Source organism: Methylobacterium sp. Leaf99, from assembly GCF_001422375.1.
Lineage (GTDB): Bacteria > Pseudomonadota > Alphaproteobacteria > Rhizobiales > Beijerinckiaceae > Methylobacterium.
On sequence record NZ_LMMU01000005.1, the window covers coordinates 1 to 20,725 of the forward strand.

General features: G+C 66.9%; 14 protein-coding genes, 1 tRNA gene and 1 pseudogene. All 16 read left to right on the forward strand.

Going from position 1 to position 20,725, the window contains the following annotated elements; translation table 11 throughout:
* A pseudogene (locus ASF28_RS21760) lies at window positions 1-90 on the forward strand (EF-Tu/IF-2/RF-3 family GTPase); the annotation flags it as partial.
* Between the two features lie 877 nt (window positions 91-967).
* Window positions 968-1,044: transfer RNA gene (locus ASF28_RS10985), tRNA-Trp, on the forward strand.
* Between the two features lie 231 nt (window positions 1,045-1,275).
* A complete protein-coding gene (gene secE, locus ASF28_RS10990) occupies window positions 1,276-1,581 on the forward strand; it encodes a preprotein translocase subunit SecE (RefSeq protein ID WP_056092058.1) in 306 nt (101 codons plus the stop codon).
* Window positions 1,582-1,640: 59 nt separating this feature from the next.
* On the forward strand, window positions 1,641-2,174 hold the full coding sequence (nusG, locus tag ASF28_RS10995; RefSeq protein ID WP_056092062.1) for a transcription termination/antitermination protein NusG: 534 nt from the start codon (window positions 1,641-1,643) through the stop codon (window positions 2,172-2,174).
* Window positions 2,175-2,399: 225 nt separating this feature from the next.
* On the forward strand, window positions 2,400-2,852 hold the full coding sequence (rplK, locus tag ASF28_RS11000) for a 50S ribosomal protein L11 (RefSeq protein ID WP_056092066.1): 453 nt from the start codon (window positions 2,400-2,402) through the stop codon (window positions 2,850-2,852).
* A gap of 12 nt (window positions 2,853-2,864) precedes the next feature.
* Entirely contained in the window at window positions 2,865-3,563 is a 699-nt protein-coding gene (rplA, locus tag ASF28_RS11005; RefSeq protein WP_056092068.1) for a 50S ribosomal protein L1, read from the forward strand.
* A gap of 237 nt (window positions 3,564-3,800) precedes the next feature.
* Window positions 3,801-5,426 (forward strand): B12-binding domain-containing radical SAM protein, encoded by a 1,626-nt coding sequence (locus tag ASF28_RS11010; protein ID WP_056092070.1) that lies wholly within the window; start codon window positions 3,801-3,803, stop codon window positions 5,424-5,426.
* Between the two features lie 559 nt (window positions 5,427-5,985).
* Entirely contained in the window at window positions 5,986-6,516 is a 531-nt protein-coding gene (gene rplJ, locus ASF28_RS11015; RefSeq protein WP_056092073.1) for a 50S ribosomal protein L10, read from the forward strand.
* Between the two features lie 57 nt (window positions 6,517-6,573).
* On the forward strand, window positions 6,574-6,945 hold the full coding sequence (gene rplL, locus ASF28_RS11020; RefSeq protein ID WP_056092074.1) for a 50S ribosomal protein L7/L12: 372 nt from the start codon (window positions 6,574-6,576) through the stop codon (window positions 6,943-6,945).
* A gap of 251 nt (window positions 6,946-7,196) precedes the next feature.
* A complete protein-coding gene (rpoB, locus tag ASF28_RS11025) occupies window positions 7,197-11,321 on the forward strand; it encodes a DNA-directed RNA polymerase subunit beta (protein WP_056092078.1) in 4,125 nt (1,374 codons plus the stop codon).
* A 173-nt stretch (window positions 11,322-11,494) separates the two neighbouring features.
* On the forward strand, window positions 11,495-15,703 hold the full coding sequence (gene rpoC, locus ASF28_RS11030; RefSeq protein ID WP_056092081.1) for a DNA-directed RNA polymerase subunit beta': 4,209 nt from the start codon (window positions 11,495-11,497) through the stop codon (window positions 15,701-15,703).
* Between the two features lie 111 nt (window positions 15,704-15,814).
* Window positions 15,815-17,017 carry a helix-turn-helix transcriptional regulator gene (locus tag ASF28_RS11035; protein WP_162239997.1) on the forward strand — a complete coding sequence of 401 codons (1,203 nt, stop codon included), beginning with the start codon at window positions 15,815-15,817 and terminating at the stop codon, window positions 17,015-17,017.
* A 314-nt stretch (window positions 17,018-17,331) separates the two neighbouring features.
* Window positions 17,332-17,703, forward strand: coding sequence for a 30S ribosomal protein S12 (rpsL, locus tag ASF28_RS11040; RefSeq protein ID WP_018044234.1), 372 nt, complete (start codon window positions 17,332-17,334; stop codon window positions 17,701-17,703).
* Window positions 17,704-17,820: 117 nt separating this feature from the next.
* On the forward strand, window positions 17,821-18,291 hold the full coding sequence (rpsG, locus tag ASF28_RS11045; protein WP_018044233.1) for a 30S ribosomal protein S7: 471 nt from the start codon (window positions 17,821-17,823) through the stop codon (window positions 18,289-18,291).
* A 30-nt stretch (window positions 18,292-18,321) separates the two neighbouring features.
* The gene (gene fusA / locus ASF28_RS11050) at window positions 18,322-20,397 is read left to right on the forward strand and encodes an elongation factor G (RefSeq protein ID WP_056092087.1); all 2,076 of its coding nucleotides are present in this window, start codon (window positions 18,322-18,324) and stop codon (window positions 20,395-20,397) included.
* 64 nt (window positions 20,398-20,461) lie between these two features.
* On the forward strand, window positions 20,462-20,725 hold a 264-nt coding region (locus ASF28_RS11055), incomplete at its 3' end, for a GTP-binding protein (protein ID WP_244474990.1).

A 20,725-nucleotide genomic window follows, 5' to 3' on the forward strand; every position in this document is an offset into this window, starting at 1 on the left:
CCCGTCGCCATGGAAGAGAAGCTGCGCTTCGCCATCCGTGAAGGCGGACGCACCGTCGGCGCCGGCGTCGTCGCCGCCATCAACGAGTAGTCTTCCGTCCGGCGCGGCCCCGCCGCGCCGGGTCGTCGTTCCGTCGACCCCATAAGGCCTGATTCCATGAGGCCCGCGCTCCGTCTTGACGGCGCGCGGGCCTTGTCGTTTCATAACCCTGAGTTGTGGATTGGGGGGCTGATTCGTGGATGGACCCTCGAATTCCTTCACCCGGCGACGCTTCGCGGCGGCAGGAATTGCAACTCTCGCGGGCATCGTCCCGGACCGCGCGGGTGGCGACGATCTGCACAGCGGCGTCCTCCGGGACGAAGTCGTGGCGATCCTGCGCAGCGACTTCCCGGATGTCGCGGTCACCCTCGACGCCGACCCGGGGCAGATCCGCATCGGCCCCCTGTTCCTCGACAACCTGGATGCCCAGGTCGCCGGCCCGACGGGCGCGGAGCCGATGGTCCCCATGGTGATGGACCGGACCCGCGAGGGCCTCGGCACGCCCAGCATCGTCGTCGGGTTCCAGACCCACGATGTCCTCATCGCCTGGACACCGGACAGTGAGGCCAAGGCGGTCCCTCGCCCGGACCGTGGTCGATTACATGCATCGCGGTCCCTACAGCCGCAGCACGGAGCTTTTCGCTTACTCCGCGGCCGGCGTACGTCCACTTACCCCGTTCGAACTCTCTCAGCACGGCCGCTAGGACATCGGTCCGAAAGGTGGGCATGGGCTTTCGGGAAAAGGCCGATGCCAAAACAAGGACCGAGGGCATCGTCCGGGATACCGTGTTCCGGACGATGATCGGGGGGAGGGGTGAAGGGCCGGGTTCGCCCGCCGGCCCCGACAGTTCGGACGCCGGATTTTGCCGGCTTCGGCACCTCACCCCCTTGCGCGGGACCCGAGGATCGGGCAAGGAGCGCTGCGCCTAGGAGTGTAGCTCAACTGGTCAGAGCGCCGGTCTCCAAAACCGGAGGTTGCGGGTTCGAGTCCCTCCACTCCTGCCACTTGGCGGCTGCTCCAAGTCGAGACCACGTCGCGACATCCCCCATCAGGCCGCTTCTCGGCAAGGCTGGACTTCCCCGCGAGTCGTTGCCCGGTGCAGTCGACAAGCACGGGGACTTGCGCTAGAGCGGTCGCCTTCCGAGATCGATGAAGGCCGTCGCGGCAGGCTTGGTTCCAGGCCCACGCATCGCGCTTTCCCGATCCCCGGACCGTTCTCCCTGTTTGTTGGCGCCATGGCATCGAACGAAGCATCGAAGAAAACGGACCTCGCGCGCACCCCGCAGCGCGGCTCCGTCACGCCGGGTCCGGCCCGGGCGACGCCCCCCGTGCGGCCCGCGCCGAAGCGCGTCGGCCCCGTGGAGTTTCTGGGCCAGGTCCGCGACGAGGGCCGCAAGGTCACGTGGCCGACCCGCAAGGAGACCGTGGTCACCACCGTGATGGTGTTCATCATGGTGGTCGCCGCGAGCCTGTTCTTCACCGTGGTCGATCAGGCCATGCGTTACCTCGTGACCCTGATCCTCGGGGTCGGGACCAACTAGTTTCTCGGTCCGGGCGCGCTTTCGCGACCGGCCGACCGACGTCAGGATTTGGTGAGAACGTGTCGAAGCGCTGGTACATCGTCCACGCCTACTCGAATTTCGAGAACAAGGTCGCGCAATCCATCAAGGATCAGGCGGCCCAGCGTGGCCTGATGGAGCTGTTCGACGAGGTCATGGTCCCGACCGAGAAGGTCGTCGAGGTCCGCCGCGGCCGCAAGGTCGATGCCGAGCGCAAGTTCTTCCCCGGCTACGTCCTGGTGAAGTGCGACCTGACCGACGAGGTCTACCACCTCATCAAGAACACCCCCAAGGTCACCGGCTTCCTCGGGGCCGACAAGTCGAAGCCCGTGCCGATCCCGGATTCGGAGGCCGAGCGCATCAAGGGCCAGGTCGCCGAGGGCGTCGATCGCCCCAAACCCTCGATCTCCTTCGAGATCGGCGAGACGGTGCGCGTCTCCGATGGCCCGTTCGCGTCGTTCAACGGCACCGTCGAGGAGATCGACGAGAGCCGCTCGCGCCTCAAGGTCGCCGTGTCGATCTTCGGCCGCGCCACCCCGGTGGAACTCGAGTACGCCCAGGTCGAGAAGCTCTAGCTTTCGCGAGTTTCGATCGATCGACGTCGATCGATCCGTCCCTTTCCCGATCGGCGTCACGCCGGTCGTGAGAACGCCGTGGGTGGCAAAGCCCCCTCGGCATCACACGCGGAAGGTCCGCCCGGTTCGCCGCCGGGGTCCACGGGCCGCACCGCGACCTGCAACCGCCCGCTCCATCCGCGCTGAGGCCAGCCGGGTGCCGGGCATTCTTTGGGAGCAGTCCCTATGGCAAAGAAGATCACGGGCTACGTGAAGCTTCAGGTTCCGGCCGGCGCCGCGAACCCGTCGCCGCCCATCGGCCCCGCGCTCGGTCAGCGCGGCCTCAACATCATGGAATTCTGCAAGGCCTTCAACGCGAAGACCTCGCAGATCGAGAAGGGCACCCCGATCCCGGTCGTGATCACGGCCTACCAGGATCGCTCCTTCACCTTCGAGATGAAGCAGCCCCCGGTGACCTTCTTCCTGAAGAAGGCCGCCGGCCTGAAGATCGGCAAGAAGCCGGCTTCCGGCTCCAAGACCCCGGGCAAGCCCGGCTCGAACGTCGGCAAGGTCACCGAGGCACAGCTGCGCGAGATCGCCGAGCGCAAGATGCCCGACCTGAACTGCGATTCGGTGGATGCCGCCGTCGCGATGATCCGTGGCTCCGCGCGGGCCATGGGTCTCGACATCGTCGCTTAAGGGGAGGGCACCATGGCACACGAAGGCAAGCGCATCCGCGCCGCCCGCGAGGGCATCGACGCGCTCAAGCTCTACACCATCGACGAGGCGATCCAGCTCGTTAAGGAGAAGGCCAGCGCCAAGTTCGACGAGACCGTCGAGGTCTCCATGAACCTCGGCGTCGACCCGCGCCACGCCGACCAGATGGTCCGCGGCGTCTGCAACCTGCCCAACGGCTCCGGCCGGACGGTGCGGGTGGCGGTGTTCGCCCGCGGCGCCAAGGCCGACGAGGCCCGGGAAGCCGGCGCCGACATCGTCGGTGCCGAGGACCTCCTCGAGATCGTCCAGGGCGGCAAGATCGAGTTCGATCGCTGCATCGCCACCCCGGACCTGATGCCCCTCGTCGGCCGTCTCGGCAAGGTGCTCGGCCCGCGCGGCCTGATGCCGAACCCGAAGGTCGGCACCGTCACCATGGACGTGAAGTCCGCGGTGGCCGGCGCCAAGGGCGGTTCGGTCGAGTTCCGCGTCGAGAAGGCCGGCATCGTCCATGCCGGCATCGGCAAGGTCTCGTTCGACGCCGACAAGCTCGTCGAGAACATCAAGGCGTTCGCCGATGCGGTCTCCAAAGCCAAGCCCGCCGGCGCCAAGGGCCAGTACGTCCAGCGCGTCGCCGTGACCTCCTCCATGGGTCCGGGCGTCAAGGTCGAGCCCTCGACGGTTCTGCCGGCCTAAGGTTCTGCCGGCCTAGCGCCCGCAGCCCCGCCCGCACGTCTGGAAACGCCCGGCCCCACGGCCGGGCGTTTTCGTTTGGGGGGGCCCACGCAGGCGCCGGGCGGTCGGGGTTCGGGTGACGCACCGTTCAAACCCCCGTGAACGCATCGGATACCGCCTGCGGGCCCGCAAAAGCCGCTTGAGAAATCGACAGGCGAGGGGGACGCCTTCGCGGATGCGTGTGCTAGATACGCAGCCATGCGATGCACCCTCTCCGTCTCCTCCAAGCGACGCATCCTGTGCGTCTTCCCCGCCTACACGCCGTCCTTCGGGACGTTCGCGCATGCCTATCCGTTGATGGGCGGCGTCAAGGCGTTCATGCCGCCCCAGGGGCTGCTGCTCATCGCGGCCTACATGCCCGAGACCTGGGAGTACCGGTTCGTCGACGAGAACATCAAGCGGGCCGGGCCGGACGACTTCGCCTGGGCCGACGCGGTGTTCGTGTCGGGCATGCACATCCAGGCGCCGCAGATCCGCGACATCTACGCGCGGGCGCACGCCGCCGGTAAGGTCACGGCGCTCGGCGGACCCTCGGTGTCGGGCTCGCCCGAGCAGTACCCCGAGTTCGACTACCTCCATGTCGGCGAGATCGGCGACGCCACCGACGAGCTCGTGGCGATCCTCGACCGCGACGTGTCGATCCCGGCCGCCCAGGTGCGCCTGGAGACGAAGGAGCGCCTGCCGCTCTCCGACTTCCCGGCGCCGGCCTACGAGGCCGCCCCGCTCAAGCGCTACCTCATCGGCTCCCTGCAGTTCTCGTCGGGCTGCCCGTATCGCTGCGAGTTCTGCGACATCCCGCAGCTCTACGGCCGCCAGCCCCGCCTGAAGAGCCCCGAGCAGATGCTGGGCGAGCTCGACGCCATCATCTCCCAGCCCGGCCACCCGGCGGTGGTGTACTTCGTCGACGACAACTTCATCGGCAACCGCAAGGCGACGAAGGACATGCTGCCCCACCTCGTGGCGTGGCAGAAGAAGAACCACTACCCGCTTCAGTTCGCCTGCGAGGCGACCCTGAACATGGCCAAGCAGCCCGACATCCTCGAGCTCATGCGCCAGGCCAACTTCATGACCGTCTTCGTCGGCATCGAGACGCCGGAGGAGGACGCGCTGGCGGGCATCGACAAGAAGCACAACGCCGCCGTGCCCATGTACGAGGCCATCGAGACCCTCAACAGCTTCGGCCTGGAGGTCACCTCGGGCATCATCCTCGGCCTCGACACCGAGACCGACGGTTCGGAGCAGAAGCTCATCGACTTCGTCGACAAGTCGGCGGTGCCGGTCCTGACCATGAACCTGCTGCAGGCCCTGCCCAAGACGCCCCTATGGGACCGCCTGACCCGCGAGGGCCGGCTTCTGCACGACGCGTCCCTCGAATCCAACGTCCTGTTCAAGCGCCCCCACGACGACGTGGTGGCGAGCTGGCGCCGGGCCATCGCCCACGCCTATGAGCCGGCCCACCTGTTCGAGCGCTTCAAGTATCAGGTCGAGCGGACCTACCCGCACCGGATCAAGACCCCGCTGAAGGGCAAGCTCACCCGGACCAACCTGCGCCGCGGCCTCATCCTCGGCTTCAACATCGCCCTCCGGGTCGGCGTGCTGTCGGATTACCGCGGCGTGTTCTGGAAGGCTGCGGGCCACGCCCTCCGGCGCGGGCAGATCGAGGCGGTGTTCAACATGGGCTTCGTCGCCCACCACCTCATCCGCTTCACCCGCGAGGCCCTGCGCGGCGAGCACAACGCCTCGTTCTACGCGGCCAAGGCCGACCAGGCGAAGGAGGTGCGCACCCCGTGGTGGCAGGCCGCGCGCCGGTTCCTGCCGACGTAGCGACGGCGTTCCCACGGAGCGGAACGGCCCCTCCCGCCACGCGGGCGGGGCCCAAACCCCGTCAAGGAAAATCGTCGCCTGCGACGGAATAGTCATGCGGGGGGCCTTGGCAGGCTGCTTGCAAGGTTCTATAGACCGCGCTCAACGTTTTCATACACGAGAAAGGAATCGGCCGATCGGTCGGTTTCGACTTGAGAGATCGCCTGGGCAACCAGGTGGTGATGGCCGGAAGGCTTTGAGGGGGCCAACACCCGCTCAGGCTTCGTCCGGCCATGTCCTGTCCGAGACTGCAGGCGCCGGGTCCCCGGCTTAATTTCCCAGCCTGCACAGACGGGGAAGACCGAAATTCAAGTCCCTGCTCCGGACGCTCAGGCGGACGGGACGGGGCATCGGTTTGAACCATCTCACCCGTGCCGTCCACCCATCCGGGGGATCGCAGGGGACAGGGCCGTGAAGCGTCGTCCAGGACGTTCCGGCTTTTCGTGGCCGAGTACCGTCCCGGGCGGCATGTGCAACCGGCGGACCCATTCTCGGGTTCCGCCAACCGGAGAGAGCCCCAGTGGACAGGACAGCCAAAGCTGATCTCGTCTCGACGCTCAACGGCGTGTTCGCGAACACGTCCGTCGTCGTCGTGGCCCACTACAAGGGCCTCACGGTCGCCGACATGCAGAAGCTGCGCTCGCAGATGAAGCTCGCCGGTGCCACCGTGAAGGTCACCAAGAACCGCCTCGCCAACATCGCTCTCGATGGCACGGACGTCGCCTCCATCAAGCCCCTCCTGAAGGGCCCGACCCTGCTCGCCTATTCGAGCGATCCGGTCGCGGCCGCCAAGGTGGCGGTGGACTTCGCCAAGGGGAACGACAAGCTCGTGATCCTCGGCGGTGCCATGGGCACGACAGCCCTGAACCCGGACGGCGTGAAGGCCCTGGCCTCGCTCCCGTCCCTCGACGAACTGCGCGCCAAGATCGTGGGCCTCATCCAGGCTCCCGCGACCAAGATCGCCCAGGTTGTCAGCGCACCGGCGGCCAAGCTCGCCCGCGTGTTCGGAGCCTATGCCACGAAGGACGAGGCCCAGGACGAAGCGGCCTGACGCCGCATCGTCCTCCCAAACCCATCCGTTCAAACCGATCTCTGAAGGAAACCAACCATGGCTGATCTCGCCAAGCTCGTCGACGACCTGTCCTCGCTGACCGTTCTCGAGGCCGCCGACCTCGCCAAGCTGCTCGAAGAGAAGTGGGGCGTCTCGGCCGCCGCTGCCGTCGCCGTCGCCGGCCCCGCCGCCGGTCCGGCCGCCGTCGTCGAGGAGCAGACCGAGTTCACGGTCATGCTCACCGCCGCCGGCGACAAGAAGATCGAGGTCATCAAGGAGGTCCGCGCGATCACCGGCCTCGGCCTCAAGGAAGCCAAGGACCTCGTCGAGGGCGCCCCGAAGGCCGTCAAGGAGTCCGTCAACAAGGAAGAGGCCGAGAAGCTCAAGGCTCAGCTCGAGAAGGCTGGCGCCAAGGTCGAGCTCAAGTAAGACTCTTCCCCGTGGGCCGCTCCAGGCCCACCCTCTCCGTCGGGTCCTCCGGGACCTGACGGCACCGAAGGCCCGCGGGTTCGCGCCCGTGGGCTAAGGTCGCTTCCGGCGACACGACCGGCCCGGCGACGGGCCACCAGATTTTCAGTTCGGGAGGGCGGCGTCCGGCGGGGCGCGTCCATCGCCTGGTCGCGGGAGGCACGAGCCTTCCCCGGGCATCCGGTACGCGGGACGTAGGAGCGAGGTCACCCATGGCCAACACGCTGGTCGGTCGCAAGCGCATTCGCAAATTCTTCGGCAAGATCAAGGAAGTCGCCGAGATGCCGAACCTCATCGAGGTTCAGAAGGCATCCTACGACCAGTTCCTGATGATGGACGAGCCGGAAGGCGGGCGGGGCGACGAAGGCCTGCAGACCGTGTTCAAGTCGGTGTTCCCGATCTCCGACTTCTCGGCCACGGCCCTGCTCGAATTCGTGAAGTACACGTTCGAGCAGCCGAAATACGACGTCGACGAGTGCCGCCAGCGCGGCATCACCTACGCGGCCCCCCTCAAGGTGACGCTCCGCCTCATCGTGTTCGACGTCGATCCCGACACCGGCGCCAAGTCGGTCAAGGACATCAAGGAGCAGGACGTCTACATGGGCGACATGCCCCTGATGACGGAGAACGGCACCTTCATCGTCAACGGCACCGAGCGCGTCATCGTCTCGCAGATGCACCGTTCGCCGGGCGTGTTCTTCGATCACGACAAGGGCAAGACGCATTCGAGCGGGAAGCTGCTCTTCGCGGCGCGCATCATCCCGTATCGCGGCTCCTGGCTCGACGTCGAGTTCGACGCCAAGGACATCGTCCACGTCCGCATCGACCGCAAGCGCAAGCTGCCGGTGACCTCCCTGCTGTTCGCCCTCGGGCTCGACGGCGAGGAAATCCTGTCGACGTTCTACAACCGCGTCATGTACGACCGCGACGGCGCCGAGTGGCGCGTGCCGTATGACGCCGACCGCCTGAAGGGCTTCAAGGCCTCCGTCGATCTCATCGACGCGGAGTCCGGCGAGGTCGTGCTCGAGGCCGGCAAGAAGCTCAACGCCCGCAACGCCCGGCAGATCGCCGAGCGCGGCGTGAACTTCCTCAAGGCCACGGACGAGGACCTCATCGGCCAGTACATCGCCGAGGACCTGGTCAACGCCAAGACCGGCGAGATCTGGGCCGAGGCCGGCGACGAGATCTCCGACAAGCTCCTGAAGAGCCTCGAAGAGGTGGGCATCACCGAGCTGCCCGTGCTCGACATCGATCACATCAACGTCGGTCCCTATATCCGCAACACGCTCGCCGTGGACAAGAACTCCGCCCGCGAGGGCGCGCTGTTCGACATCTACCGCGTCATGCGTCCCGGCGAGCCGCCGACGCTCGATACGGCGGAGGCGATGTTCCACTCGCTGTTCTTCGATTCGGAGCGCTACGACCTCTCGGCCGTCGGCCGCGTGAAGATGAACATGCGCCTCGACCTCGACGCCGAGGACACCGTGCGGACCCTGCGCCGCGAGGACATGCTCGCCGTGGTGAAGGCCCTCGTGGATCTCCGCGACGGCAAGGGCGAGATCGACGACATCGATCACCTCGGCAACCGCCGCGTGCGCTCCGTCGGCGAGCTCATGGAGAACCAGTACCGCCTCGGCCTGCTCCGCATGGAGCGCGCCATCAAGGAGCGGATGTCCTCCGTCGACATCGACACGGTGATGCCGCAGGACCTGATCAATGCGAAGCCGGCCGCCGCGGCCGTGCGCGAGTTCTTCGGCTCGTCGCAGCTGTCGCAGTTCATGGATCAGACCAACCCGCTCTCGGAGGTCACCCACAAGCGCCGCCTCTCGGCGCTCGGCCCCGGCGGTCTGACCCGCGAGCGCGCCGGCTTCGAGGTGCGCGACGTGCACCCGACCCACTATGGCCGCATCTGCCCCATCGAGACCCCGGAAGGCCCGAACATCGGCCTCATCAACTCCCTGGCGACCTTCGCCCGCGTGAACAAGTACGGCTTCATCGAGACCCCGTTCCGCAAGGTGAAGGACGGCGTCGTCACCACGGACGTCGCCTACCTGTCGGCCATGGAGGAGGCGAAGTACTACGTCGCCCAGGCCAACGCCCAGATGGACGAGGCCTTCAAGCTGACGGAGGACCTCGTGGTCTGCCGCCGCGCCGGTGACGTCATCGTCGTGCCGCCGGACCGCGTCGATCTCATGGATGTGTCGCCGAAGCAGCTCGTCTCCGTGGCCGCCGCGCTCATCCCGTTCCTCGAGAACGACGACGCGAACCGCGCCCTCATGGGCTCGAACATGCAGCGCCAGGCGGTGCCCCTGGTCCGCGCCGACGCGCCCTTCGTCGGCACCGGCATGGAGGCCGTCGTCGCCCGCGATTCCGGTGCCGCCATCGCGGCGCGCCGCTCGGGCATCGTCGATCAGGTGGACGCCACCCGTATCGTCATCCGCGCCACGGAAGAGGCCGACGCCAACAAGCCCGGCGTCGACATCTACCGCCTCCAGAAATTCCAGCGCTCGAACCAGTCGACCTGCATCACGCAGAAGCCCCTGGTCCGCGTCGGCGAGCAGGTCAAGAAAGGCGAGATCATCGCCGACGGCCCGTCGACGGAGTTCGGCGAGCTGGCCCTCGGCCGGAACGTGCTCGTCGCGTTCATGCCGTGGAACGGCTACAACTTCGAGGATTCGATCCTGCTCTCCGAGCGGATCGTGAAGGATGACGTGTTCACCTCGATCCACATCGAGGAGTTCGAGGTGATGGCCCGGGACACCAAGCTCGGTCCGGAAGAGATCACCCGCGACATCCCCAACGTCTCCGAAGAGGCCCTGAAGAACCTCGACGAGGCCGGCATCGTCTACATCGGTGCCGAGGTCCACGCCGGCGACATCCTGTGCGGCAAGATCACCCCGAAGGGCGAGAGCCCGATGACGCCGGAGGAGAAGCTCCTGCGCGCCATCTTCGGCGAGAAGGCGTCGGACGTCCGCGATACGTCGCTCCGGGTACCCCCGGGCGTGACGGGCACCATCGTCGAGGTCCGGGTGTTCAACCGCCACGGCGTCGACAAGGACGAGCGCGCCCAGGCCATCGAGCGCGAGGAGATCGAGCGCCTCGCCAAGGATCGCGACGACGAGCAGGCGATCCTCGACCGCAACACCTACGCCCGCCTCTCCGGCGTGCTCATCGGTCAGGCGCCCATCGCCGGTCCGAAGGGCTTCCGGAAGGACACGGTGCTCAACCGCGAGGGTCTCTCCGAGTACCCGCGCTCCCAGTGGTGGCAGTTCGCCGTCATCGACGACCGTCTCATGACCGAGATGGAAGCGATGCAGAAGCAGTACGACGAGTCGAAGAAGCGCCTCGAGCAGCGCTTCCTCGACAAGGTCGAGAAGCTGCAGCGCGGTGACGAGCTGCCCCCCGGCGTCATGAAGATGGTCAAGGTCTTCGTCGCGGTGAAGCGCAAGATCCAGCCGGGCGACAAGATGGCCGGCCGCCACGGCAACAAGGGCGTGGTGTCGCGCATCGTGCCCATCGAGGACATGCCGTTCCTCGAGGACGGCACCCATGCCGACATCGTGCTGAACCCCCTCGGCGTGCCCTCGCGCATGAACGTCGGTCAGATCCTGGAGACCCACCTGGGCTGGGCCGCGGCCGGACTCGGCCGCAAGGTCGGGCTCGCCGTGGACGCCTATCTCCGCAGCAACGACATCGCCCCCCTCAAGGCGGAGATGGAGGCGATCTACTCGCCGTCGGAGCTCGAAGGCCTGTCGGACGAGGACATGGCGGAGGCGGCCAACAACGTGCGCCGCGGCGTGCCGATGGCCACCCCGGTGTTCAACGGCGCCAAGGAAGCCGACATCGAGCAGATGCTGGAAATGGCCGGTCTCGACCGGTCGGCCCAGTCGACCCTCTATGACGGCCGCACGGGTGAGCCCTTCGACCGCAAGGTCACCATGGGCTACATCTACATGCTGAAGCTGCACCACCTCGTGGACGACAAGATCCACGCCCGGTCCATCGGCCCGTACTCCCTCGTCACCCAGCAGCCCCTGGGCGGCAAGGCGCAGTTCGGCGGTCAGCGCTTCGGCGAGATGGAGGTGTGGGCCCTCGAAGCCTACGGCGCCGCCTACACCCTGCAGGAGATGCTGACGGTGAAGTCGGACGACGTCGCCGGCCGCACCAAGGTGTACGAGGCCATCGTGCGCGGCGACGACACCTTCGAGGCGGGCATCCCCGAGTCGTTCAACGTGCTCGTCAAGGAGATGCGCTCCCTCGGCCTCAACGTGGAGCTCACCTCCTCGAAGAAGTCGGCCAACGACCAGATCGAGCCGCCCGCCGAGGCGGCCGAGTAACCACCGCACCACGCTCCCGCGCCGGCTCTTTTGCCGGCGCGGTCCGAGCGGGGAGGGGAAGCGCCTCCCGGATGATGACGGCCAGCGGCGACTGAGACAGTCGCGGCGCCGACCAGTTTTCAGCACGCGGTGGCCCCTCGGCGGAGGGGCGCCCCGTCAGCAGGAGTCGATCCATGAACCAAGAGGTCATGAATCTTTTCAACCAGCAGGCTCAGCCCCAGAGCTTCGACCAGATCAAGATTTCGATCTCGTCGCCGGAGAAGATCCTCTCGTGGTCTTTCGGCGAGATCAAGAAGCCCGAGACGATCAACTACCGCACGTTCAAGCCCGAGCGCGACGGCCTGTTCTGTGCGCGAATCTTCGGGCCCATCAAGGACTACGAGTGCCTGTGCGGCAAGTACAAGCGCATGAAGTACAAGGGCGTCATCTGTGAGAAGTGCGGCGTCGAGGTTACCCTCGCGCGCGTGCGGCGCGACCGCATGGGCCACATCGAACTCGCCGCCCCCGTCGCCCACATCTGGTTCCTGAAGTCGCTGCCGTCCCGCATCGGCCTCCTGCTCGACATGGCCCTCAAGGACCTCGAGCGGATCCTGTACTTCGAGTCCTACGTCACCATCGAGCCGGGCCTCACCCCCCTCAAGGAGCGCCAGCTCCTGTCGGAGGAGGAATACCTGCGCGCCCAGGAGGAGTACGGCGAGGACAGCTTCACCGCCATGATCGGCGCCGAGGCCATCCGGCGCATCCTCCAGGAGCTCGACCTCGACGGCATCGCCGATTCGCTGCGTGAAGAGATCGCCACCACGACCTCCGAGCTCAAGCCGAAGAAGCTGCTCAAGCGCCTGAAGATCATCGAGGCCTTCCAGATGTCGGGCAACAAGCCCGAGTGGATGATCCTCACCGTGGTCCCCGTCATCCCGCCGGACCTGCGCCCCCTCGTTCCGCTCGACGGCGGCCGCTTCGCCACGTCCGATCTCAACGACCTCTACCGCCGCGTCATCAACCGCAACAACCGCCTCAAGCGGCTGATCGAGCTGCGGGCCCCCGACATCATCATCCGCAACGAGAAGCGCATGCTTCAGGAAGCGGTCGATGCCCTGTTCGACAACGGCCGCCGCGGCCGCGTCATCACGGGCGCCAACAAGCGTCCGCTGAAGTCGCTCGCCGACATGCTCAAGGGCAAGCAGGGCCGGTTCCGCCAGAACCTGCTCGGCAAGCGCGTCGACTATTCGGGCCGTTCGGTCATCGTGGTCGGCCCCGAGCTGAAGCTGCACCAGTGCGGCCTGCCGAAGAAGATGGCGCTGGAGCTGTTCAAGCCGTTCATCTACGCGCGCCTCGACGCCAAGGGTTTTTCCGCGACGGTGAAGCAGGCGAAGAAGCTCGTCGAGAAGGAGAAGCCCGAGGTCTGGGACATCCTCGACGAGGTGATCCGCGAGCACCCGGTGATGCTCAACCGCGCGCCGACGCTGCACCGCCTCGGCATCCAGGCGTTCGAGCCTAAGCTCATCGAGGGCAAGGCGATCCAGCTCCACCCGCTGGTCTGCGCCGCGTTCAACGCCGACTTCGACGGCGATCAGATGGCCGTGCACGTCCCCCTGAGCCTCGAGGCTCAGCTGGAGGCGCGCGTGCTGATGATGTCGACGAACAACATCCTGCACCCCGCCAACGGCCTGCCGATCATCGTGCCGTCGCAGGACATCGTCCTCGGCCTGTACTACCTCTCCATCGTCGCCGAGGGCGCCATCGGCGCGTTCGATCCGACGAGCAAGACCAACCCGATGCAGGGCGTGTTCGGCAACGTCGGCGAGCTCGAGCACGCGCTCGCGGCCAAGACCGTCAAGCTCCACACCAAGATCCGCTGGCGCTGGAACGGCATCGGTCCCGATGGCGAGCCCCTGACCAAGACCTACGACACCACCCCGGGCCGCGTGATCCTGTCCGGCGCCCTGCCGCTGCACAAGAACGTCCCCTTCGACGTCGTCAACAAGCTGATGACCAAGAAGGAGATCTCGTCGATGATCGACACCGTCTACCGCCACTGCGGTCAGAAGGAGTCGGTGATCTTCTGTGATCGCATCATGGCGCTCGGCTTCAACCACGCGTTCAAGGCCGGCATCTCGTTCGGCAAGGACGACATGGTGGTGCCCGACAACAAGTGGCCCATCGTCGACGACACCCGCGCCCTGGTGAAGGACTACGAGCAGCAGTACAACGACGGCCTGATCACCCAGGGCGAGAAGTACAACAAGGTGGTCGACGCCTGGGCCAAGTGCTCGGACAAGCTCGCCGCCGAGATGATGCTGCGCATCTCCACGGTGCAGAAGGACGAGAACGGCGCCGACAAGCAGATCAACTCGATCTACATGATGAGCCATTCCGGTGCCCGTGGTTCGCCGGCGCAGATGAAGCAGCTCGCCGCCATGCGCGGCCTCATGGCCAAGCCCTCGGGCGAGATCATCGAGACGCCGATCATCTCGAACTTCAAGGAAGGCCTCGACGTGCTCGAGTACTTCAACTCGACCCACGGCGCCCGTAAGGGCCTCGCGGACACCGCGCTGAAGACCGCCAACTCCGGCTACCTGACCCGCCGTCTCGTCGACGTCGCCCAGGACGCGGTCATCCGCGAGGTGGATTGCGGCTCGACCTCGGGCATCCGCATGCGCGCCATCGTCGATGCCGGCCAGGTCGTGGCTCCGCTTTCCATCCGCATCCTCGGCCGCGCCACGGCAGAGGACCTCGTCGCCCAGGACGGCACGGTCATCGTCAAGACCAACGAGACCATCGAGGAGAAGCACCTGCCGGCCATTCAGGCGGCGGGCATCCAGGAGGTGAAGATCCGTTCGGTGCTGGTGTGCCAGACCCGCAGCGGCGTCTGCGCCACCTGCTACGGGCGCGACCTCGCCCGCGGCACCCCCGTCAACATGGGCGAGGCCGTCGGCGTCATCGCGGCCCAGTCCATCGGCGAGCCGGGCACCCAGCTCACCATGCGCACCTTCCACATCGGCGGCGCGGCGCAGATCGCCGACTCGTCCTTCATCGAGTCGAGCTTCGAGGGCACCATCAAGATTCGCAACCGGGCGCTCGCCCGGAACACGGACGGCGACCTCATCGCCACGGGCCGCAACGTCGCCGTCGTCATCGTCGGGTCGGACGGCTCCGAGCGCGCGGTGCACCGCCTGCAATACGGCGCCAAGCTGCGGGTGGACGAGGGCGACAAGGTCAAGCGCGGCCAGCGCGTGGCCGAATGGGACCCCTACACCCGTCCGATCATCACCGAGACGGACGGCATCGTCGCCTACGAGGACCTCATCGACGGTCAGTCCATCACGGAGACCACCGACGAGTCGACGGGCATCGCCAAGCGCGTGGTCATCGACTGGCGCGGCACCGCCCGCACCGCTGACCTCAAGCCGGCGATGCTGGTGCTCGACGCCGACGGCAAGCCGATGAAGCTGCCGCGCGGCTCCGACGCCCGCTACTTCCTGCCCGTCGACGCCATCATCGGCTACGATCCGGGCGGGCGGGTGAAGGCCGGCGACATCCTCGCCCGCGTCTCCACCGACTCGGCCAAGACCCGCGACATCACCGGCGGTCTGCCGCGGGTGGCGGAGCTGTTCGAGGCCCGTCGGCCCAAGGACGCGGCGATCATCGCCGAGAAGTCCGGCACCATCCAGTTCGGGCGCGACTACAAGAACAAGCGTCGCCTGACCCTGACCCCGCACGACGGCTCGGACGCCGTCGAGTACCTCATCCCCAAGGGCAAGCACATCCACCTGCAGGACGGGGACGTGGTGGAGCTCGGCGACTACATCGTCGACGGCAACCCGGCGCCGCACGACATCCTGGCGATCAAGGGCGTGGAGGAGCTCGCCGCCTACCTCGTCAACGAGATCCAGGAAGTCTACCGGCTCCAGGGCGTGGCCATCAACGACAAGCACATCGAGGTCATCGTCCGGCAGATGCTGCAGAAGGTCGAGATCACCGACGGCGGCGATTCGGACATCCTCACGGGTGACCAGATCGACCGGACGGAGCTCGCGGACATGAACGAGAAGCTGCTCGCCGAGGGCAAGAAGCCCATCGTCGGCGTGCCCGTGCTGCTCGGCATCACCAAGGCGTCGCTGCAGACGAAGTCGTTCATCTCGGCGGCCTCGTTCCAGGAGACCACCCGCGTCCTCACGGAGGCGGCCGTCAACGGCAAGATCGACTACCTCGAGGGCCTGAAGGAGAACGTCATCGTCGGCTCGCTCATCCCGGCCGGCACGGGCTCCATGGCGGCCGACATCCGCGCCGTGGCGCGGCGTCGCGACGCCATGATCCTCCAGCAGAAGGCCGCCGAGAGCGGCGCCAAGCCCCTCGCCGAGCTGCCGCCCGCCGCCGAGTGATCCCGAGGGTCCATCGGACACCGACGCGCAATCCGAAAAGGCCGCCGCAGGGCGGCCTTTTCCTTGTCCGGCGCCGTGCCATACTCAGGCCCTGACCCGGGAATGCCGACGATGCCGAGCCACGCCGACGAGGACCTCGTCGATCAGATCTACGAGGCGGCCCTGATCCCCGACCTGTGGCCGGCGGTGCTCGGGCAGATGGCCGGGAGAACGGGCAGCATCGGCGCCATGCTGTTCGTGACCAACCACCAGGCGGTGTCGCGGTGGACGGCGTGCGAGGGGGCCGCCCCCATCGTTACGGACTGGATCCGCGAAGGCTGGCCGGCCCGCAACACCCGCCCGGCGCGGATGTTCGCCGAGAAGCGGGCCGGCTGGGTCACCGAAGCCGAGATCTACACCCCCGAGGAACTCCTGCGCGAACCCGACTATCTCGGGTTCTACCACCCGCGCGGCCTCGGCCATGCCGCCGGAACCGGCATCTTCCTGCCGAGCGGCGATCTCGGCGTGTTCGACATCCAGCGGGCCCGTGCCGCCGGCCCCATCGGTCCGGCCGGCAAGGCGTTCCTCGACGGGCTCCGGCCCCACCTCGGACGCGCCGCCCTCATGGCCGCGCGCCTGGAGCTGGAGCGCATCCGCGCGAGCGTCGCCCTGCTGGCGACCATCGGCCTGCCGGCGGCCGTCCTCACCGTGAGCGGGCGCGTGGTGGCGGCCAACGCCCTCCTGGACGCCCTCCAGGGCCAGGTGATCCCCCGCGCCTTCGGCCGCCTCGGCTTCCACGAGCCCGCCGCCGACGCCCTTCTCCAGGCGGTCCTCTCGCGAAAAGACCCGGCCGCCGGCGGCTCGTCGATCCCGCTCCCGGCCCTGGACGAACGGCCGCCCGCCGTCGCCCACGTCCTGCCCATGCGCGGCATGGCGCGCGATCTCTTCGCCAATGCCCACACCCTCGTGGTCGTCACCCCGCTCACGGGGGGCGCCGCACCGGATGCCGACCTCCTCGGCGGCCTGTTCGACCTCACGCCCGCGGAGGCCCGCGTCGCCCGCGGTCTGGCCGAGGGCCGGACCCTCGATCACATCGCGGCCGCGGCCGGAACCTCCCTCGCCACGGTGCGGACCCAGCTCCGGCACGTGATGGGCAAGACCGGGACATCCCGTCAGGCCGAAATCGTCGCCCTCCTCGCCGGGGCCCGGGGATTCGCCGTCCGGGCGGAGGCCGCACCCACGGCCACCGGCGCGGCGAGAGGGCCGGGGACCGGCGCGATCCCGACTGCGAAAACCAGGGGCGCGAAACCAACGGCTTCCTTACACAAGGGTTGACGGCGGGCGAATCCACCTCTATCAGGCCCTCATTGAACGGCTGGCCGTAGGCAGCATCTGATCCACGAGCGTCTCGCTCGGATCCAAGCTTCCTAAACGCATCCGACTTCAACAGACGAACACGTGTCAGCCCGGCATGATCGCTTGCTTCGATGCAGGTGATCCTCTGCTTGCAACGGCGCGCCAAAGGCTGAAATCAGCCTGGGGCGCGGTTTTGCGTTTCATCGCACAGCGCGTGCGGCGACGGGGCGGGCCAAACGAGATTTGGATTTCGACGGTCGCCGACGCAGGCGACGCGTTTCGAGAGGATTGGCATGCCGACGATCAACCAGCTGATCGCTCAGCCGCGCAAGGCGCAGAAGAGCCGCAACAAGGTGCCGGCGCTCGACGCCTGCCCGCAGAAGCGTGGCGTCTGCACCCGCGTCTACACGACGACGCCCAAGAAGCCGAACTCGGCGCTCCGCAAGGTCGCCAAGGTTCGTCTGACCAATGGCTTCGAAGTCATCGGTTACATCCCGGGCGAGGGTCACAACCTTCAGGAGCACTCCGTGGTGATGATCCGCGGCGGCCGCGTGAAGGATCTTCCCGGCGTTCGCTACCACATCCTGCGCGGCGTGCTCGACACGCAGGGCGTCAAGGGTCGTAAGCAGCGCCGCTCCAAGTACGGCGCCAAGCGTCCGAAATAAGAACTGCGTCCGAAGCAAGCTATTCGCGCACCCCGCAAGGATGTCGCCGGCCCCGATGGGCTCAAGGCGGCCTGCGCGGGGTGGTTTCAAGATCTTAGATTATAGACGGAGCGAGCGATGTCCCGCCGCCATTCTGCCGAGAAGCGCGAAATCATCCCGGACGCCAAGTACGGCGATATCGTCCTGACCAAGTTCATGAATTCGATCATGTACGAGGGCAAGAAGTCCATCGCCGAGGGGATCGTCTACGGCGCGTTCGACATCGTCGAGAACCGCGCCCGCGCCAACCCCATCGAGGTGTTCCGCGCCGCCCTCGAGAACGTGGCCCCGGCCATCGAGGTCCGCTCCCGCCGCGTCGGTGGCGCGACCTACCAGGTCCCCGTCGAGGTGCGCACCGAGCGCCGCCAGGCGCTGGCCATCCGTTGGCTGATCCAGGCCGCCCGCGGCCGCAACGACCGCACCATGGTCGAGCGGCTCTCGGCCGAACTCCTCGACGCCGCCAACAACCGCGGCAACGCCGTGAAGAAGCGGGAAGACACGCACCGAATGGCGGAAGCCAACCGCGCCTTCTCGCACTACCGCTGGTAAGCGGACCCGGACCCTTTCAGGAGCAATCCGATGCCCCGCACGCACGCGATCGAGGACTACCGCAACTTCGGCATCATGGCTCACATCGATGCCGGCAAGACCACGACCACCGAGCGGATCCTCTACTACACCGGCAAGTCCCATAAGATCGGCGAAGTCCACGACGGCGCCGCGACGATGGATTGGATGACGCAGGAGCAGGAGCGTGGCATCACGATCACCTCCGCGGCGACCACCTGCTTCTGGCGCGACAAGCGCCTGAACATCATCGACACCCCCGGCCACGTGGATTTCACCATCGAGGTGGAGCGCTCGCTCCGCGTCCTCGACGGCGCCGTGTGCGTGCTCGACGGCAACCAGGGCGTCGAGCCCCAGACCGAGACCGTCTGGCGCCAGGCCGACAAGTACGATGTGCCGCGCGTCGTGTTCGTCAACAAGATGGACAAGATCGGCGCCGACTTCTTCAAGTGCGTGGCCGATATCATCGACCGCGTCGCCGGCAAGCCGGTGTGCCTGCAGCTGCCCATCGGCGCCGAGACCTCGTTCAAGGGCGTCATCGACCTGATCAAGATGAAGGCCATCGTCTGGACCTCGGAGAAGCTCGGCGCCGAGTTCGCCGAGACCGAGATCCCCGACGATCTCGCCGAGCAGGCTGCGGAGTACCGCATCAAGCTCGTCGAGGCCTGCGTCGAGATGGACGACGATGCCATGGCGGCCTACCTCGACGGCGTCGAGCCCGATGTCGCGACCATGCACCGCCTCGTGCGCACCGCCGTCCAGCGTCGCGCGTTCCACCCGGTGCTGTGCGGGTCGGCCTTCAAGAACAAGGGCGTGCAGCCCCTGCTCGACGCCGTGGTCGAGTACCTGCCGTCCCCCGCCGATCGCGGCGAGATCAAGGGCATCGACTTCAAGACCGAGGAAGAGACCGTCCGGCACCCGTCCGACAGCGATCCCTTCTCCATGCTCGCCTTCAAGATCATGGACGATCCGCACGTCGGCACGATCACGTTCTGCCGGGTCTACTCGGGCAAGACCGAGTCCGGCGCCAACGTCATCAACTCGTCGCGCGACAAGAAGGAGCGTGTCGGCCGCATGCTTCTCATGCACGCCAACAACCGCGAGGACGTCAAGGAAGCCTTCACGGGCGACATCGTCGCCCTCGCCGGCCTCAAGGACACCCGCACGGGCGACACCCTCTGCGATCCGCAGAAGGCCGTGATCCTCGAGAAGATGGAGTTCCCCGAGCCCGTCATCGAGATCGCCGTCGAGCCGAAGTCCAAGGCCGATCAGGAGAAGCTCGGCATCGCGCTGGCCAAGCTCGCCGCCGAGGACCCCTCGTTCCGGGTCTCGACGGACCAGGAGTCGGGCCAGACCATCCTTCGCGGGATGGGCGAGCTCCACCTCGACATCAAGGTCGACATCCTGCGCCGCACCTACATGGTCGACGCGAATATCGGCCAACCGCAGGTCGCGTACCGTGAGAAGCTCACGAAGCGCACCGAGATCGACTACACCCACAAGAAGCAGACCGGCGGTACCGGTCAGTTCGCCCGGGTGAAGTTCGTCGTGGAGCCCAACGAGCCCGGCAAGGGCTTCGAGTTCTCCTCGAAGATCATCGGCGGCACGGTGCCCAAGGAGTACATCCCGGGCGTCGAGAAGGGCCTCAACTCGGTGCTCGGCGCCGGTATCCTCGCGGGCTTCCCCGTGGTGGACATCAAGGTCGAGCTCATCGACGGCGCCTACCACGACGTCGATTCGTCGGCCCTGGCCTTCGAGATCGCGTCGCGGGCAGCCCTCCGTGAGGCCCTGCAGAAGGGTGGATCGGTCCTGCTCGAGCCGGTGATGAAGGTCGAGGTCGTCTCGCCGGAAGAGTATACCGGTTCGGTGATTGGCGATCTGAACTCCCGCCGCGGCCAGATCCAGGGCCAGGACATGCGCGGCAACGCGAACGTCATCAACGCGATGGTGCCGCTCGCCAACATGTTCGGCTACGTGAACCAGCTGCGCTCCTTCTCCCAGGGACGCGCCAACTTCACGATGCAGTTCGACCATTACGAAGAGGTGCCGCGCGGCGAGGCCGAGAAGGTCGTCGCGAAGTACGCTTAAGGCTTCCCGCCTTTTCCGGACCGCAGCAGCATCACCTGAAACACTGAGATAGACGGAGGCTACGATGGCCAAAGAGAAATTCGCTCGTACGAAGCCGCACTGCAACATCGGCACGATCGGTCACGTGGACCACGGCAAGACGTCGCTTACGGCGGCGATCACGAAGGTCCTGGCCGAGACGGGCGGGGCGACGTTCACGGCCTACGACCAGATCGACAAGGCGCCGGAGGAGAAGGCCCGCGGCATCACCATCTCGACGGCCCACGTCGAGTACGAGACCGCCAACCGCCACTACGCCCACGTCGACTGCCCCGGCCACGCCGACTAC